At 65.3% G+C, this 18,405-nt stretch carries 9 protein-coding genes and 1 pseudogene; 8 read left to right on the plus strand and 2 right to left on the minus strand.

What is annotated here, in order from left to right:
* Positions 1-132: 132 nt before the first annotated feature.
* Both LRP66_RS02380 and LRP66_RS02385 read right to left on the minus strand, forming a co-directional pair.
* A pseudogene (locus tag LRP66_RS02380) lies at positions 133-271 on the minus strand (IS256 family transposase); the annotation flags it as partial.
* Between the two features lie 37 nt (positions 272-308).
* Positions 309-1,976 (minus strand): alpha-L-fucosidase, encoded by a 1,668-nt coding sequence (locus tag LRP66_RS02385; protein WP_230480888.1) that lies wholly within the window; start codon positions 1,974-1,976, stop codon positions 309-311.
* Positions 1,977-2,470: 494 nt separating this feature from the next.
* Between LRP66_RS02385 and LRP66_RS02390 the strand changes: the two genes are divergently transcribed.
* The 8 genes from LRP66_RS02390 (at position 2,471) to LRP66_RS02425 (ending at position 18,275) form a co-directional block, all read left to right on the plus strand.
* Entirely contained in the window at positions 2,471-3,865 is a 1,395-nt protein-coding gene (locus LRP66_RS02390; RefSeq protein ID WP_230480889.1) for a glycoside hydrolase family 43 protein, read from the plus strand.
* A gap of 134 nt (positions 3,866-3,999) precedes the next feature.
* Positions 4,000-5,133, plus strand: coding sequence for a glycoside hydrolase family 43 protein (locus LRP66_RS02395; protein ID WP_230480890.1), 1,134 nt, complete (start codon positions 4,000-4,002; stop codon positions 5,131-5,133).
* A gap of 49 nt (positions 5,134-5,182) precedes the next feature.
* A complete protein-coding gene (locus LRP66_RS02400) occupies positions 5,183-7,021 on the plus strand; it encodes a glycoside hydrolase family 97 protein (protein ID WP_230480891.1) in 1,839 nt (612 codons plus the stop codon).
* The gene (locus LRP66_RS02405; RefSeq protein ID WP_230480892.1) at positions 7,018-8,682 is read left to right on the plus strand and encodes a glycoside hydrolase family 43 protein; all 1,665 of its coding nucleotides are present in this window, start codon (positions 7,018-7,020) and stop codon (positions 8,680-8,682) included. Before LRP66_RS02400 ends, LRP66_RS02405 begins: the two co-directional genes overlap by 4 nt.
* A 49-nt stretch (positions 8,683-8,731) precedes the next feature.
* Positions 8,732-10,099, plus strand: a complete 1,368-nt coding sequence (locus tag LRP66_RS02410; RefSeq protein WP_230480893.1) for a glycoside hydrolase family 27 protein — start codon at positions 8,732-8,734, stop codon at positions 10,097-10,099.
* Positions 10,100-10,122: 23 nt separating this feature from the next.
* Positions 10,123-11,754, plus strand: a complete 1,632-nt coding sequence (locus LRP66_RS02415; protein WP_230480894.1) for an alpha-N-arabinofuranosidase — start codon at positions 10,123-10,125, stop codon at positions 11,752-11,754.
* A gap of 303 nt (positions 11,755-12,057) precedes the next feature.
* Complete coding sequence (locus LRP66_RS02420; RefSeq protein ID WP_230480895.1) at positions 12,058-15,222, plus strand: TonB-dependent receptor domain-containing protein; 3,165 nt, start codon at positions 12,058-12,060, stop codon at positions 15,220-15,222.
* 194 nt (positions 15,223-15,416) lie between these two features.
* Positions 15,417-18,275 carry a M16 family metallopeptidase gene (locus LRP66_RS02425; RefSeq protein WP_230480896.1) on the plus strand — a complete coding sequence of 953 codons (2,859 nt, stop codon included), beginning with the start codon at positions 15,417-15,419 and terminating at the stop codon, positions 18,273-18,275.
* Positions 18,276-18,405 lie beyond the last annotated feature (130 nt).

Below are 18,405 nucleotides of genomic sequence, written 5' to 3' on the forward strand. Positions count from 1 at the left end.
GGGCTGCGCGATCGCATCGTTGACCAGCACGTGGACGCGCCCGAACCGTGCTTCGGCGGCCTCGAGAAAGGCGTCGAAGTCGGCGCCGTTCGTCGCGTCGGGGACTGTCAGGACTTTTATGCGGCAGGCCGGTCACCGTCGGATGACCAAGCGCTCGCCGAAGTTCACGGCGAACTGGCTTTTTGGCCTCACCCCATTCGCGCGGCGGTCGTTTCCATTCGTCCGCCGCGTGATTGCGCACGAGCTGCGGCAGCGCCATCGCGGCATCGTCACGACATATCAGACTATCAAGTGCCGAAGTCCCCCATCTACGCCACGCTGCCTTCCACCAGGCCGGACCCGGACAGAACGAGCGGCACGCCGATCGCTTCTTTCGCCCCCGTCGGGAGAGTAATCTCAAGCCCCTGATCGGTTCGCTTGAAGGCGAGCGGCGTCTTGTCGCCGAACAGCGTGACCCGCTCGACCTGTCCCCGCCCGATGCTGTTGCCGTTGGCGAAACGGTTCAGCCGGACCACCCCGTCGTCGGGCCAACCCAGCACCAGCGCATGAACGTCCTCCCCCTTACGGACATAGCGGACATCGTCGGCCTTGTAGTACGACCGCTGCGCCTCGCTGAACATGCCGCCACCGCCAGAGCCGGGACCTTCCCCGAAGACACGCCACGGCCGCGTACCATAGATCGCGCCGCCATAGCGGCCCATCCAGGCGGCAATACCTTCGACGACCGCCTCTTCCTTCTCGTCGATCGTGCCGTCGCCGCGCATCGGCACGTTGAGCAGCAGATTGCCGTTCTTCGACACGACGTCGCACAAGGTGTGGATCACCGCCGTCGCGTTCTTGTAACCGTCCCGGTCATAGACGCCGCGGCTGTAATGCCAGCCGCCGATGCAGGTGTCGGTCTGCCAGGGATAGGTCTCGATATAGGTCTTGCCCCCGCGCTCGACATCGTCGACCACCGCCATGCGCCGCTGCGCCGGGGTGGTCTTGACGTTGAGCACCGCCTCCAGCCGCCCGTTATGCCAGCGGCGATTTGCGTTGTAGTAATAGGCGGCGATCTCAAGACCATATTCTTCCATGGGCAGGTCGAAATCGTCGAAATACAGAAGATCGGGCTGGTACTGGTCGATCAGCGCCCGGCAACGGCGCGCCCAGGCGGCGGCGAGGTCCGGGCGGTGGGGCGGCTTGCCTTCGTTCCACAGGCTGTCGGTGCGGCGATGCCAATCGTCGGCCTCCGTCCGGTTGGTATAGCCATCCGGGATCCGCATGATCGGTCCGTTATAAAGGACCTGCGGGTCCAGCCCTTCCCACCAGGTGCCCTTGCCATCGGCCTTGGTCCGCCAATCCGCATCATAGCGCTTGCCCTGCATCGGGCCTTCGGCGTCATAGCCATAGGCGGTCTGATACCAGTGCCAGCTATGCGCGCTGTGGTTGGATACGCCGAAGCGCAGCCCGCGCGCCCGTGCCGCCTTCGCCCAGGTGCCGACGATATCGCGCTTGGGCCCGACCCGCGTCGAGTTCCAGGGGTGGGGCGAGTTGAAATTGTCGAAATTGTCGTGGTGATTGGCCATCGACACGAAATATTTGGCGCCCGCGCGGGTGTAGAGATCCAGCTGCCGCTCGGGGTTCCAGTTTTCCGCCTTGAACTGGCCGATGACGTCGAGGAAACCGACCTTGCTCGGATGGCCGTATTTGCGGACATGGGTATTGTACGCGCCCGAACCCTGCAGATACATGTCGCGGGCGTACCAGTCCCCAGCCTCGGGCACGCATTGCGGCCCCCAATGCGCCCACATGCCGAACTTGGCGTCCCGGAACCAATCGGGCGCGCTATACCCCTCGGCAAGCGAGTTCCAGTCGGGCGTGAAAGGCCGACCGCCTGACTTCGCACCTGCGGCCGCTGCGGGCATGGCGCCCAGTGCGGTCGACGCGCCAGCGACGCCCACTGCCCCGAGCAGATCCCGCCGATTCACCTTCATTCCAACCATCCTTCGCCGTCACTTCATGAACGCCAATCTGTCATTCTCCACAAGACCGCGCAAGCATCTTGACCAATATCAGCAAATTTCTAGAACTTTTATTAATCGAATTTGCTTAGTTTACGTGCCTGTATCTAGAAACTCTGCGATATTCGACTCAATTGATGAGACATTACAGTGCGTTGCGGATGCCATTTCGCCGGTACATGATTGACGATTGACATGGATCATCCTCCTTCAATGGCGATATTGAAAATAGAACCTTGTCTTCAAGACCGCTATGCTACTGCCATACCACGATATATTTAAAGGCATCGGCAAAATTGCGCTCATAGGGATGACGTGGCCTCTTGATGGACCGCCCCTCTCGCCGTTACGACCACGTGACTCGGCAGGATGCGCAGCTGTCACGTGGAAACCGCGTCTGCTGCAAAAGATGGGATGGGCTCTGCGCAGCAAAGCGTGTCGCTCAGGCCGGTAAGGGAGGACCGGATATGGCAAACCGATGGCAGTCGTTTCGCATCGCGCTGGCAGTGCTGGCCTTGAGCCTGACGCCCGGCGGGGCGCAGGCCGACAATCCGATCGTCCAGACCCGCTTCACCGCCGACCCCGCGCCGTTGGTCCATGACGGCGTCGTCTATCTCTACACCGGGCATGACGAGGACGGGGCCACCAGCTTCGACATGCGCGACTGGCGGCTCTACAGCTCGACCGACATGGTCAACTGGACCGACCGCGGATCGCCCGCCTCGCTCAAGACCTTCCCCTGGGCGCAGCAGGACAATGGCGCCTGGGCGCCGCAGGTGATCGCGCGCGACGGCAAATTCTATTTCTACGCGCCGGTCCGGGTGGCGGGAAGGCCCGACACGGTGATCGCCGTCGCGGTCGCCGACAAGCCCGAGGGGCCGTTTCGCGATCCGATCGGCAAGCCGCTGATTCCCGCGCGCAACGGTGCGATCGACCCGACCGTCGCGATCGACGATGACGGCCAGGCCTATCTATATTGGGGCAATCCCGACATCTGGTACGTCAAGCTCAACCGCGACATGACGAGCACGACCGGCCCGATCGTCAAGGTCGACAAGCCGATCGACTATCAGGAAGGCCCCTGGTTCTACAAACGCGGGCCGCATTATTATATGGCCTATGCCTCGACCTGCTGCCCGGAGGGGATCGGCTATGCGATGGCCGACAAGCCGACCGGCCCCTGGGTGCCCAAGGGGCCGATCATGGACCCCAACGCCGCCTCCACCGGCAACCATCCCGGCATCATCGACTATAAGAGCCATAGCTATCTGTTCGGCTTTCATTACGAGCTGAACTTCGCGCTGACCCCGATCCATCACGAGCGGCGGTCGATCACGCTGCGGGAATTCCGCTATAACCCCGACGGCACCATTCCCCGCCTGCCCTGGTGGGACGATCGCGGCGTCGAGCAGATCGCGCCGGTCGATCCCTATCACTGGGTGGAGGCGGAGACGATCGCCTGGACCTCGCGCATCGGCCGCGACCGCGACCGCCCCTATCGCTGGGCGCCGGGCGTAACGACCGATCAGGGCGAGGACGGCCGCGTCCATGTCACCCGCATCGCCGACCGCAGTTTCATCAAGGTCGGCGGCGTCGATTTCGGGCGCGGCGCGGCCAGCTTCGCCGCCAGCGTCGCGCGGGTTCGTGGCAGACCGACGATCACCCTGCACCTCGACCGGGTGGATGGCCCGGAGGTCGGCACCCTCGCGCCGAAGAATGACGACAGTCCGGCGTGGCGGACCGAAACCGCCGCCGTCACCGGCGCGACGGGCGTGCACGACCTGTTCCTGGTCTTCAACGGCGGCGGTGAGGCGTTGTTCGATTTCGATCGCTGGCAATTCCGCCCCGCCCCGGGATCGTGACACGCCGACCGTTTCGCAACGATCTCGCCCTTCCACCCATGTCAGCAGCCTGGCCGGCAGTAGATACAGGTAATCGCACCATGACGTTTGCCAGGAAAAAAAGCAGCGGCAGCCTGTCGGCGAGAACGGCCAGAGTGGGCAAGCCCGCGAAGAGGTGGGGCCGCTGGGGATCGTACCTTGCCGCGTTGGGCATGTCGGTCGCGACCGCCGCCGCCGCGCAGGATCCGCCCCCGGCCATCGCCCCCCAGCTTCAGCTCGTCGACCGACTGCCCGCGCGCCGCGCGACTCCGCCGGGCGAGGCGAGCAAAACGGCCTATCTACTCGTCTATTTCAAGGAACATGCGCACTCCCTGTTCTTCGCGGTTTCGAAGGACGGGTATCGTTTCACCGATGTGCATGACGGTCAGCCGGTATTGTCGGGCCGCGACGTGGCCGAACAGAAAGGCATACGCGACCCCTATCTGATGCGGGGACCGGACGGCGCCTTCTACCTGACCATGACCGACCTGCACATCTTCGCGAAGCAGGAGGGGCTGCGCGACACGCCGTGGCAGCGTCCCGAACAGGATTATGGCTGGGGCAACAACCGCAGCATCATCCTGATGAAAAGCCGCGACCTGATCCACTGGACCCATGCGCGGGTCGATGTGACCCGGCTGTTCCCCGCCTATCGTGAGGCGGGGGTCGCATGGGCACCGGAGGCTATCTACGATCCGCGCGCGCGAAAGATCATGGTCTATTACACCAGCCGCATCGGCAAGGGCGTGCATTCGATCGTCTATTCCTATGCCGATCCCGCGTTCCGCACGCTGACGACCGAACCGAAGCCGCTGTTCGCCGTCCCCCGCGCGGGCAAGAACGCGGTCGATGCGGACATCACCCGCATCGGCGATCGCTATCACATGTTCTTCAGCACCGACGATGGCGGCGGCCATTTGCGGCAGGCGACGTCCGCCCGGCTGACCGGGGGCTATGTCTACGACCCGACCAAGGTCGATCCCGAAGCGGTCGATACCGAGGCGCCGATGCTGTGGCGGCGGCATGGCACCGGCACCTATGTGCTGATGTACGACGTCTTTGGCGCGCGGCCCAACAACATGGGCTTTTCGGAGACGACCGATTTCCGCACCTTCCGCAACATCGGGCGGTTCAACGATCCGGGGTCGCCGATGACGACGACCAATTTCACCTCCCCCAAACACGGATCGGTGACAGCGATCACCCCGGCCGAGGCGGATCGGCTGCTGGACTATTTTAAGGCGCGGTGAGCGCGCGCAATCTTTCGAGATGAGGAATGTTGAGATGATGGGAATTTCGATGCTTCGTCGAAGCGCAAGCGTAACGGCGATCGTCGGCATGGCGCTGGCCCTGCCGCTGTCGGCGGCACAGGCGAAGTCGGTGACGGTCGCCAGCCCCGATGGCAAGGTCCAGGCGATCGTGTCCGACACGGCGGGCAAGCTGAGCTACCGGGTGACGGTCGACGGACAGGCGATCCTCAACCCCTCGCCCATCGGTATGCGGGTCGATGGCGTCGAGCTGGGTGAGGATGCCGTGATCGGCGCCGTGGCGCGCAGCAAGACGGACAGTCGCTATCGCTTCGACGGCGGCAAGGCGGAGGCCGTCGACCGCGCCAATGTCGCCACCGTCACCCTGACCACGCACGGCACCCGGTTCGAGGCGGATATCCATGTCGCCGATGACGGCGTCGGCGTCCGGCTGCGCCTGCCCGCCAAGCCGGAACAGATGGTCGAGGCCGACCGGTCCGGCTGGAAGTTCGCCGCCCCCGATCCGCGCGTGTGGGTCACCCGGATCGATCCCGGTTACGAGCAGGTCTATGAGAGCCGCACGCTCCGTCAGCTGAAGGGGCGCTCGCTAGGCCTGCCGCTGACCGCCAAGATCGGCCGCTATTATGTCACGCTAAGCGAGGCGGCGGTGGTCAATTACGGCGATTCGGGCCTGTCCGCCGATGCGTCGGGGATGCTCAACACCTTCCTGTATGTCGATCCCATGGGCTGGACGACCTATGCGCCGGTGGTGCAGCCCTGGCGCGTAACCATCATCGCGCGCGACCTGACCGGCCTTGTCAATTCGACGCTGGTCCAGAACCTCAACCCGCCGCCGGCCCCCGAACTGGCCAATGCGGACTGGATCCGCCCCGGCGTCTCCAGCTGGCAGTGGCTGGCGATCGGCGGCCCGCGGGAGGATGACCAGCACCAGTGGGTCGATTGGACCAAGCAGCTCGGCTACCCCTATTATCTGGTCGACGAAGGCTGGGCGAGCTGGAAGCGCAAGTGGGAGACGATGGAAGACACGGTGCGCTACGCCGAGTCGCAGGGCGTGGGCATCTGGGTCTGGGTGCACAGCAACGAGATGTTCGACCGCAACCAGCGCCGCGCGACATTGCGTCGCTACGCCGAACTGGGCATCGTCGGCGTGAAGGTCGACTTCCCGCAAAATCCCAATTTCTACTGGACGACCTGGTATGAGGATTTCGCGCGGGATGCGGCCGCCGAAAAGCTGATGGTCGATTTCCACGGCGCACTGAAACCCACGGGCACCGAGCGGACCTGGCCCAACGTCCTGACCCGCGAAGGCGTGCGCGGTCACGAATGGCACATCACCCGCTACCACCGCGTGCTGCCGGGCGATCATGACACGATCCTGCCCTTCACCCGCTATGTCGTCGGGCCGGGCGACTATACCCCGACCGTGTTCGCGCCCAGGGAGTTGCAGGGCAATAGCTGGTCGCACGAACTGGCACAGGCGGTCCTGTTCACCTCGCCCTTCCTGTCGATGGGCGGCTATCCCCCGACCTATCTGCAAAACCCCGCGCTCGACGTGATAAAGGCGATCCCGGCGGTCTGGGACGAAACGATCGTCCTGCCGGGCAGCGAGCCGGGCACCATGGCGGGCTTTGCCCGGCGGCACGGCAAGGACTGGTTCGTGGGGGTCATCAACGGCACCACCGCCCGTCCGCTGAAGATCGACCTGCGCTTCCTCGGCGCGGGCGACTGGAAGCTGGTGTCGCTGGCCGACGATCCGGCAAAGCCCGATGCCTTTGCCCGGACCGAACGGACCGTGCGGTCGACGGGGTCGATCGACACGACGCTGCGCGCGCAGGGCGGCTTCGTCGGCTGGCTGCGTCCCGCGCAGTGACCGACCGGCGGAGCGTCCTGCTCGGCCTGTCCGCGCTCGGCGCCACCGGGGTCCGTCCCGGGGCGGCGGGCGCGGAGGCGCCGCTCGCCGCCTCGCCCCTACTCTCGCCCCCACTCTCGCCCCTGCCGCGCTGGGGGGATCAGGGGGACGGCAGCTTCGTCAACCCGATCCTGCCCGCCGACTATTCCGACCTCGACGCGATCCGGGTCGGCGATAGCTATTACGCGATCAGCTCGACGCTCCACATGAGCCCGGCGATGGTGATCCTGCGCTCGACCGACATGGTCAACTGGACGACGATCGGCCATGCCGTCGCCGACCTGTCGGCGCTGGGCGAGGCGGCGCAGACATGGGCGCGGATGGACGGTTATGGCGGGGGCATGTGGGCCGGGGCGATCCGCCACCATGCCGGGCGGTTCCACGTCTATTTCGCCTCGCCCGAAAGCGGCCTGTACGTCACCACCGCCACCCGCGCCGAAGGGCCATGGGCGCCGCCGCGATCGCTTCTGCGCCAGCCGGGCTTCGACGACCCCTGCCCCTTCTGGGACACGGACGGCTCCGCCTGGCTGGTCATGACCCGCTTCGCGGCCGATCCGGTGACGGGGAAATCCTATGTCATCAGCCTCTACCGGATGAGCCGGGACGGGATGCGCATCGAACCGGCGTCGGCGATCCCGATCCACCAGTCGCAAGGGTCGGAGGCGAACAAGCTCTATCGCTTCGGCCGGACCTATTATCATTATTTCAGCGAGGTCCGCCCCGAGGGCCGCGTGCCGATGATGGCGCGCGCGTCCAGCCTGATGGGCCTGAAGGACGCCCCCGCGGTCCAGCTCGGCCATGTGAATGCGCGGGTCGACCGCGAACCCAATCAGGGTGGATTGCTGCAGGCGCCCGATGGCGGCTGGTGGTTCCTGACCCACCAGGGGCACGGTGCCTGGGAGGGGCGCGCCATGTGCCTGCTGCCCGTGACATGGACCGATGGCTGGCCGATCATCGGTCGCCCGGGGCCGGACGGCATCGGCAATATGGTGTGGCAATCGCGCAAGCCGATCCGCTCGACCCGCCCGCCCCTGCCCGACCTGTCGGACGATTTCGCGAAGGGGCTGAAGCCGGTCTGGGAATGGAACCATGCCCCGCGCCGCGAGGCCTTTTCGCTCGGCGAACGTCCCGGCTGGCTGCGGCTGAAGGCGTTCCGCCCGGCGCGTGCCGGGCTGCGCGGCGTCGGCAACATGCTGACCCAGCGGGCATGGCGCACCGCCGACAACCGCGCCAGTGTCGTGTTCGACCTGTCCGGCATGGTCGATGGCCAGACGGCGGGCCTCAGCCATCTGTCCGGGACCGGCGCGTGGATCGGCGTTCGGCAGGCGGCGGGCGTGCGCAGGCTCTGCATCGCGCAGGACGATCTTGTCGTGGAAGGCCCCGTGATCGCCGCACCGCGCCTGCGCCTCGCGACGCGCTGGGGCGTCGAGGGGGTGGCGCAGTTCGAGCATGACGGCGGCGACGGGCGGTTCCAGCCGTTCGGAACGCCCTATACGATGCAGTGGCGCGACTATCGCGGCGACCGGATCGGCCTGTTCACCTTTCACGACCTCGCCGAGCGCGGCCATGTCGACTTCGCCGACTTCCGCTACCGCATCGCATCGCAGAACGGCCGGGCGTGAGCCTCGGCACGAATAAGACGAAGACACCGTAAATCCCCGGGAGTAAAGCATGACGATCGAAAAGGGCGGGATCAACCGCCGCCAGGCCCTGACCGGAGCCGCACTGACCGGAGCCGCGATGCTGGGCGCACAGGCAGCACCGGGCCGGGCGGCCAGACGCCCCGCCATGCTCGCCCCGCGCCCGCCGATGGGCTGGAACAGCTGGAACAGCTTCGCCACCACCATCACCGAGGCGCAGGCCCGCGAAACCGCGACGATCATGCGCGAAAAGCTGCTGCCCTTCGGCTATGACATCTTCACCGTCGATATCCAGTGGTATGAGCCGAATGCGTCGAGCTACAATTACAGTTCCGCGCCGGTGCCCGCGATGGACGGCTATGGCCGGCTGATCCCCGCACCCAACCGCTTTCCCTCCAGCGCCGACGGATCGGGCTACACGAAGCTGGCGGCGGATGTGCACGCCATGGGGATGAAGTTCGGCATCCACCTGATGCGCGGCATTCCCCGCTTGGCGGTGAAGAAGAACCTGCCGGTCTTCGGCACCCGCTACCGCGCCGCCGACATCGCCGACACCGGCAGCACCTGCCCCTGGAACCCGGACATGTACGGCGTCGACATGACCAAGCCCGGTGCACAGGCCTATTATGACAGCGTGTTCGCGCTCTATGCGTCATGGGGCGTCGATTTCGTCAAGATGGACGATATGAGCCGCCCCTATGACGCCCATGCGCCGGAGATCGAGGCGGCGCACAAGGCGATCCTCGCGACCGACCGCCCCATCATGCTCAGCCTGTCGCCCGGTGAAACCCCGGTCATCCGTGGCCCGCATGTCCGCCGCTATGCGCAGATGTGGCGCATCTCGGACGATTTCTGGGACGAATGGGCGATGCTGGAGGCGCAGTTCACCCGGCTGGAGAACTGGACCCCCTATCGCGGCCCCGGCGGCTGGCCCGATGCCGACATGCTGCCGCTCGGTCGGCTGGCGCTTGGCAAGCGCGACACCAAGTTCACGCCCGACGAGCAGCGCACGCTGATGACGCTCTGGTCGATCGCCCGTTCGCCGCTCATCATGGGCGGCGACCTGCGCTATCTCGACGCGCCGACGCTGGCGCTGCTGACCAACCGCGCGGTGATCGCGGTCAACCAGGCATCGACCGACAACCAGCCGCATTTCGTCGAGGATGGCGCGCGCATCTGGTCCGCCAAGCCCGAAGGCGCGCCCGGCGACCGCTATCTGGCGCTGTTCAACACCGGCGGCGGCCCGAAGGAGGTCGGCATCACGCTCAAGCAGCTGGGCCTGACCGGCGAGATGAACGTGACCGACCTGTGGAGCGGCGCTGCGGCCGGCAAGGCCGATGGTCGCTTCGCACAGACGCTGCCCGCGCATGGCGCCGGGCTGTACCGCCTGCGGCGATGAACCGACGGGAACGGAGAAGACCCATGATGACGCGACGGATCGGACGGACGTACCGGCGCTGGCTGGCTGCGATCGCGGCGGCGGCGGCGGCGGCATCGATCGGCGCACCGGCGGCGGCCCAGGAACAGGCCGCCACCTCGACCCTGCTGCTGCATGTCGACCAGCCGGGACCGTGGATCGCGCCCGAAATCTACGGCCAGTTCGCCGAACAGCTGGGGCGCGGCATCTATGAGGGGATCTGGGTCGGGCCGGACTCGCCGATCCCGAATACGCGGGGCATTCGCAAGGACGTCGTGGCGGCGTTGCGCGAGGTGAAGGTGCCGGCGGTGCGCTGGCCCGGTGGCTGCTTCGCCGATGGCTATCACTGGCGCGACGGCGTCGGCCCCTATGCGAAGCGACCGCGCGGGATCAATGCCGCCTGGGGCAATGTGCCCGACCGCAACGCCTTCGGCACCCACGAATATATGGATTTCCTCGACCAGATCGGCGCGCAGGCCTTCGTGTCGGTCAATGTCGGTTCGGGCAGCGTGCGGGAGGCCGACGAGTGGATGCGCTACATGACCGCGCCGCCCGAAAGCACGCCGGGCGCGGAGCGGGCGGCGAACGGCCATCCCAAGCCCTTCGCCGTCCCCTATGTCGGCATCGGCAACGAAAGCTGGGGCTGCGGCGGCAACATGACCGCCGACACCTATGTCGCGCAATTCCGCCAATATGCCTCGAACGTCCGCAGCTATTCCGGTCCCAGGGCGCAGCTGATCGCGGTCGGCGCCGACACCGACGATTATGAATGGACCGAAAAGCTGATGGCGGGGGCGATGCTGTGGCGGCCCAACCCGACGCCGCTCGCCTATGTCGATCGCCGCCCCTTGATGTGGGGGCTGTCGCTCCACTTCTACACCTTCACCGGCAATGACTGGTTTGCGCGCGGGCGCAATGTCGATTTCACGCAAGGGGATTGGGCCAAGGCGCTGGCGCGCGCGAACCTGACCGACGAGATCGTCACCCGCCATGCCGCGATCATGGACCGCTACGATCCCGAGAAGAGGGTGGCGCTGGTCGTCGACGAGTGGGGCGCATGGTATGATGGCGAGCGGAACGCCCCGTCCGCTTTGTATCTGGAGAGCACCACGCGCGACGCGGTGATCGCCGGGCTAAGCCTCAACATCTTCAACCGCCATGCCGACCGCGTCCGCATGGCGAACCTGGCGCAGATGGTGAACGTCATCCAGTCGCTGGTGCTGACCCGTGGCAAGGACATGGTGGTCACGCCGACCTGGCATGTCTTCGACCTCTACAAGGTGCATCAGGGCGCGATGCTGATCCCGGTCGATGTCGCCACGCCCGATTATGTCGAGGGCACGACCCGGCTGCCGACGCTCAGCGCCTCGGCCTCGCGCGATGCGGCGGGCGTGGTGCATCTGTCGATCGTGAACCTGGACCCGGTGCGGGCCGCACCGATCCGCGCGGTCCTCGCGGGGATGAGCGGGCGCACCGCCAGCGCCCGCACGGTCACGGCGGATCGGATCGACACGCGCATCCGCTTCGACGCCCCCGACCCGTTCGTGCCGCGCGACCTGTCCGGCGTGGCGCTGTCCGGCGATACGCTGACCCTGACCGTGCCGCCCAAGTCGGTCACGATGGTCTCGCTCAACTGAACCGCGGGCAGGACGGGGATGCCGTTACCGGCGGGCGCCCCCTTACTGCCCCCGATGGTAGACCTGTCCCTATCTCGAGCGATGGCGTCTTACAGGTCGCGCGCCCGGTCGCGCCCGACCCAGCCCCCCACTGCAATCGAAAGAGCCGTAACGCCAAAATAACGACACGCGCAATTTTCTCATTTTGTTAGAAAATTCCGCCACGCCGGTTTTTACTAGCAAAATGTGTTACGGTTTTTCGTCAGCCAACTGTCATCATTGCCGAGCGACGCGATGACGCGCGCTTGAAATGGGGGGCAGTTGATGAGGAAGACTATCGTTGCGGCCGCATTGGGGGCGACCGCGCTGACTGCTATCATGCCGACGGGCGTTTCGGCCCAGTCCGCGCAAACGGGCAAGATCACCCGGCATTTCGACATTCCGTCGGGTAGCCTGCTCGAGGCTTTGCAGGCGTGGGGCAAGATCACCGGGCGTGAGATCGTCTATCGGATGGAGGATGTCGGCGGTAAGCAGACGAGCGGCCTGCGCGGAGAATATTCCCCGATGCTGGCGCTACAGGGGCTGCTGCTGGGCACCGGGCTGAAGCTTGTCACGTCGGAGGATGGCGCGGTGGCCATCCGCCCTTTGTCGGGCGACGAAATCAACACAAGCGCCACGCCTGACATCCTGGTGAAGGGGCGCATGAACTGGTCGCTCAACACCGGCATCGAGCGCACGCAGGATGACGCCGCACCCTTCATCGTGATGACCCGTAAGGAGATCGAACAGAGCGGTGCGCCGAACCTCGAAGCCTTCATCCGCAACAACCTGAACGTCAACGCCGCGCCCAACGTCTCGGATCAGCCGATCGGCCAGGGCAAGAATCCCGGCAATGCGGTGGGCCTCAGCAACATCAACCTGCGCGGCATCGGTGCGGCGGACACGTTGATCCTGATCGACGGCCGCCGCCAGCCCGGCGTCAACCTGGGCGAAGACGGCGGCCTCGGTCAGCCATCGATCGCGGGGATCCCGATCTCGGCGGTGGAGCGGATCGAGGTGCTCGCCTCGTCGGCATCGGGCATCTATGGCAGCGGCGCTTCGGGCGGCGTCATCAACATCGTCCTGCGCCGCGACTTCAAGGGCGGCGAACTGACGCTCGACTACAACAACACCTCGGATTTCGCGGCCGGACGCGGCTCGGTCGATCTGAATGCCGGCATTCCGCTCGAGGACGGCCGGACGCGTATCTCGATCAACGGCAACTGGACCAAGGGCGACCCGCTGCGTTACGGCGCGCGCGAGAATTTGCGCCAACGCGGGCTGAAGACCGTCCTGGCGAACAGCCCCAGCGACTTCTACGGCGCGTTCACCGTCCCGCCGCAGGGGACGATGGTGAATTTCAAGGCCGCCAACAACAGGCCCCTGAAGCTGAAAGCGGCCTATGGCGGCCAGACCCTGTCGAGCGCTTATGGGTCGGTTCCCCTGGGCTATGGCGGCGTGCAGGCATCGGGGGTCGACGCGCTGGTGAAGTCGGTCGGCGCGTACAATCTGGAGCAGGCCAACACCGCCTCGGGCTTTGGTGCGCGGGCCGCGATGGTTTATCCGATCGATCAATATAGCGGATCGATCGCCGTGCGTCGCGAGTTCGACAGCTCGGTAACGGCGTATGGCACAGTGGCGTATCGGCATACCGAGGCGGTCAACATCGGCGCAAACCTGCCTGGTCCGTTCACCTTGTCGGGCAATGCGCCCAACAACCCGTTCACGACCGCGTTGAACATCACACTGCCCGGCGATCCCAGCCGTGATTTCAGCGTGAGAAGCTCGACATCGTACTTCAGCGCGCTTGGCGGGGCGATCTTCCACCTGCCCTATGACTGGCAAGCGGTGGCCGAACTAAGCTATACCCGGTTCGTCCTGAAGCAGGAAAACCGCCCGGCCAATATCGCCTATTCGGCCACGGACGGCCTCAAGTCGGGCACCATCGACGTTCTGCGCGATCTCTCGGCCTTTCCGTTGAACCTGGCAGTGGACCCGGTGCCTTATTCCATCCGGCGCGGGGACGGGATCTCGACGACCCTCTCGCCATCGCTGCGCTTCGCCGGTCCGCTGCCCGTGTCCCTGCCCGGCGGCAAGGTGCAGATGACGCTCAACACCCAGATCGATCAGGATCGGTCCAATCCGGCTTATTCGACAAGCCTGAGCGAGTATGGCGCCAATACCACGTACAAGCCCGTGGGGATCGGGACGTACAAGTCCGTCTATGCTGAAGCCGTGTTCCCGCTGGTGGGCGGCGCGCATCAACTGCCGCTCGTCAAGCTGCTGGAGCTGCGCGTCTCGGCACGTTACGAAGACTATAGCGGCAACGGTGCCGACGATTACCCATGCTCTTTCGACTATGTTCCGGGCCAGTACGACTATTTCAATGGTTGCCCGGAACCGGGTGCCGTCATCAAGCGCGGAATCAGCCACAACTCGCATACCGATCCCATGGTCAGCATGCGCTGGCAGCCGACCGGTGGCATCACGTTTCGCGCATCCTATGCGACCGGTTACCGGCCCCCGCGGCTCGACCAGCTGGTCCGCACCGCGCGGACGGATATGTATATCGGCATGACCGATACCGCCCGCGGCGGAGAGGTGATCGCCTTGAATGAAGACGGGAGCATCAACGGCTTCACCGGCGGCAATCCGAATGCGAAGCCCGAAGTGTCACGCACCCTGACCGGGGGCGTGATCCTGGAGCCCCATTTCGTCGACGGGCTTCGATTCTCCGCCGATTGGACGCGTATCCACAAGCGGGACATTTATTTCAGTCCGGTTATCCTCGCCGCGTCGTTCTTCGGTGGCAGCCAGGCGACGTTCGACGAATTTCTCAAGATGTTCCCCGACCGCGTCATTCGCGCTGCCCCGTCGGACGGGTTTGCGGTGGGCAAGATCACCTCGATCGACCTGTCGCTGGTCAATCTCCAGACTTTGAGCACCGACGCGGTCGACTTTACGATGAACTACGACACGTCGTTGTTCGGCGGCAACCTGGCGCTGCTGGGACGCGCGACCTATGTCAATTACCTGAAGCTCAAGGCCTTCGAGATTTCGCCGACCATCGATTATGCCGGGGTCGTCAGCAGGCAGTTCGCTTCGGCGACGGGAGGGTCCGGTACGCTGCGTTTCCGTGGCAGTGCCTCGGCGCAGTGGACCAAGGGTGCTATCAGCTTCGGCTGGCAGACGCGCTATATGGACAGCTATTATCTCCTCGATACCCATGCGGTCGTGAAGCAGCAGGGCTCTGCGAAGGTCAGCAGTCAAATGTATCACGACTTCAACCTGACGTATAAGGCCCCGTCCAAGATGACGGTACGCTTCGGCATCAACAATGTCTTCAACAGGATGCCGCCGCTCGATGCAACTTCATATCCGCTATACTATAGCGGGTATGGCGATCCGCGCCTGCGCAATTTCTACCTCAGCGTCAGCAAGGCCTTCTGACCGACCGCTAGTGCACCGCTCCCGTGGCGACACGGGGGCGGTCCATCGCTGCTTATCTCAGGGTGAACCCAGCCCACGCATAAGGCGGAAAACTTCCCGGCAGTTACGGCTTTCACCGCGCGAATTGTCCTGCCTCATGACGGACGCGCATTTCCGCCCGCGCGCTCGTGCCTTTTCGATCAAGGATCAAGTCGATGACGTTGCGTATCATGTTGCTCACCGGTGTCGCGCTGACGCTCGCTCCTGCTCAGGCCTATGCCAGGGAGCCCGCCCGCAAGCCCGTGGCGACGGCATCGACCGCCAGCGATCAGGCGGCGCTGGCCAAGATGGTCCGGGACTTCCAGATCCCCTTCCAGAGCTTCACCCTGCCCAACGGGCTGAAGGTCATCGTGCTGACCGACCATGGTTCTCCGATGGTCTACACCAGCATCACCTATAATGTCGGCTCGGTGTTCGAGCCGGCCGGGCGCAGCGGCTTCGCGCATCTGTTCGAGCATCTGATGTTCAACGGCAGCGAGAATGTGCCGGGCGACTATTTCGCGCACTTGCGCGACGCCGGGCTGATCAGCGCCAATGGCGGCACCGGCAACGACTATACCAATTATTACGAGGCGGTGCCGACCGGCAGCCTCGACCGCGTGCTGTTCATGGAAAGCGACCGCATGGGCCATCTGCTCGGCGCGGTGACGCAGGCCGTGCTCGACGAACAGCGCGGCGTCGTCCAGAACGAGAAGCGCAACGGCGACAATGGCGCGACCAGCATCGTCGGCTATAGCCGCCGCGCCGCCATCTATCCCGCGTCGCACCCCTATGGCCATAGCGTCATCGGGTCGATGAAGGATCTGAATTCCGCCTCGCTCGCCGATGTGCACCAGTGGTTCAAGGATTATTACGGCCCCAACAACGCCACCCTGCTGCTGGCTGGCGACATCGACCTGGCCACCGCCAAGGCCAAGGTGCAGAAATATTTTGGCGACATCCCGCGCGGTCGCGAGAACAGCTTCCCCGTGTCGCCGATCCCGGTCCTGACGGCGCCGATCGAACAGACGCTGACCGGCCCCGTCACCAACACCATCATCTATCGCACCTGGTCGGTGCCGGGCGTCCGCGACCCGCAGAATTACGCACTCGACGCCGTGTCCAGCCTGATGGGCGGGATCAACGGCGCGCCGCTTTATGAAAAGCTGGTCCGGCAGGACAAGCTGTTCGACCAGCTTTCCGTCAGCAACGCGACCCACAAGGGCATTGGCGAGTTCTCGATCGCCGGCCCGGTGCACAAGGGCGTCGACCCGGAAGTCGCGGCGAAGGCGCTCGACGCCGCCATTGCCAGGTTCCTCGCCACCCCCCCGTCGGCCGAGGCGCTCGACCGGTGGAAGAGCACGCGGGTCATCCCCACGATCCGCAACAACGAGATGGTCGAGGGGCGCGGCGGCCTGCTGCTCCAAGCCGATACCATGCTGGGCGGTCCCGAGCATTACAAGGACGACCTGGAAGCCTATCTGAAGCTGACCCCCGCCCAGGTGAAGGCGGCCGCGAACACATGGCTGGGCCGTCCCGGCTATCGCGCCATGTTGAAGCCCGGCCCGCGCATGACCCCGCCCGGTGACGAGAGCGTCGCGGGCCAGGAAGTCCCCGATGCGCCCAAGGCGGCGGTCGTCCCGCCCAAGTCCGGTACGCGCGGGCCGATCCCGCCGGTCGGCGCGCCCGATGCCCCGCGTATGCCCGTGATCCAGGAAGCCAAACTCGCCAACGGGATTCCGCTGCTCTACGCCCATCACGACGCCATTCCCTTTACGACGATCAACCTGACCTTCGATGTCGGCACGGTCGATGATCCGGCCGACAAGACCGGCGAGATCAGCTGGATGTTCCAGATGCTGACCGAGGGCGCGGGTGGTCATGACGACCATTGGTTCCGGCAGCAGTCGGAACGGACCGGCACCCGGATCGGCGCCAGCGCCGGCACGACCGAATCGACCATGTACGTCGCGGCGCCCAGCGTCAGCCTGGAACCCGCGCTGAAATCCGCGATGCTGATGCTGACCCGTCCCGACTTCCCGCAGGACCGGCTGGAGCAGATCCGTCGAATGCGCATGGCATTCGTGACGTCGGCCCCGGAAAACCCCGGCGCGCTGATTACGCAGGCCTTTGCCCAGGCGGAAGCGCCGGGCTCCCTGCTGGCCAGGAATTCCACGATCCCGACGGCGAAAGAGATCAACGCGCTGACCCGCGCCGATCTGCAGGCGGCGTTCCGGCGCTGGGTTCGCCCGGACGAGGTGAAGATGATCGTCGTCTCCAACGAACCGCTGGCGACGCTGCTGCCCAAGCTCAACGCGACGATCGGCAGCTGGAGCGCGGCAGGACGCGGACCCGCGCCAAAGGCGCTCAAGGTCCAGCCCGCACTCGTCACCGGCCCGGCCAAGATCGTGCTGATCGACATGCCGGGTCAGGTCCAGGCGGCCGTCATGGGCGGCCAGCTGGTCGACCTTCCGCCGAGTGACGAGGCGCTGGCACCGCGCATCGCCAATCTCGCGCTCGGTCAGGGCTTCATGTCGCGCATCAACATGAACCTGCGCGAGGACAAGCATTGGAGCTATGGCGCCAGCGGCGGTTTCGAACCGGATTATCGCGGCTCCAAATATGCGGCTGAAACCCAGGTCCAGCCGGACAAGGTCGGCCCCGCCATCCGCGAGATCCAGAAGGAACTGAACGACATCCTCACCGACAAGCCGATCACGGCGAAGGAATTCGACGACGGTGTCGCCAACATCCTGCGGCAAAGCGCCTCCAGCATCCGTACCGGGGGCGCGATTGCGAGCCTGATGTCGAACATCCAGCTCTACGACCGGCCGCTGAATTACTACGACAATTACATGCAGCGGTTGCAGGCCCTGACGCTCGACGATGCGGAAGCGGCGCTGCGCAAGCATCTCCAGCCGTCCAAATGGGTGTGGGCGATCACCGGCGATGCCAAGACGATCCGCCCGCAGCTCGACGGACTCGGCCTGCCGGTCGAGGTGGTGACTCCGGCGCAATTGCTGGCGAACCGTTGATCGCCGTGGCGTGGGGCGGGATCAACGATCCTGCCCCCGCCCCGCCTCTCGCCGCCCCGACCCTGACCGGGCGGTTTTCGTCGCCGGCCATGCGAGCGAACGCCGCGCTCGGCAATATCCCGCCTTCGGG

The organism is Sphingomonas sp. Leaf21, from assembly GCF_916858675.1.
In the GTDB taxonomy this organism is placed as follows: domain Bacteria; phylum Pseudomonadota; class Alphaproteobacteria; order Sphingomonadales; family Sphingomonadaceae; genus Sphingomonas.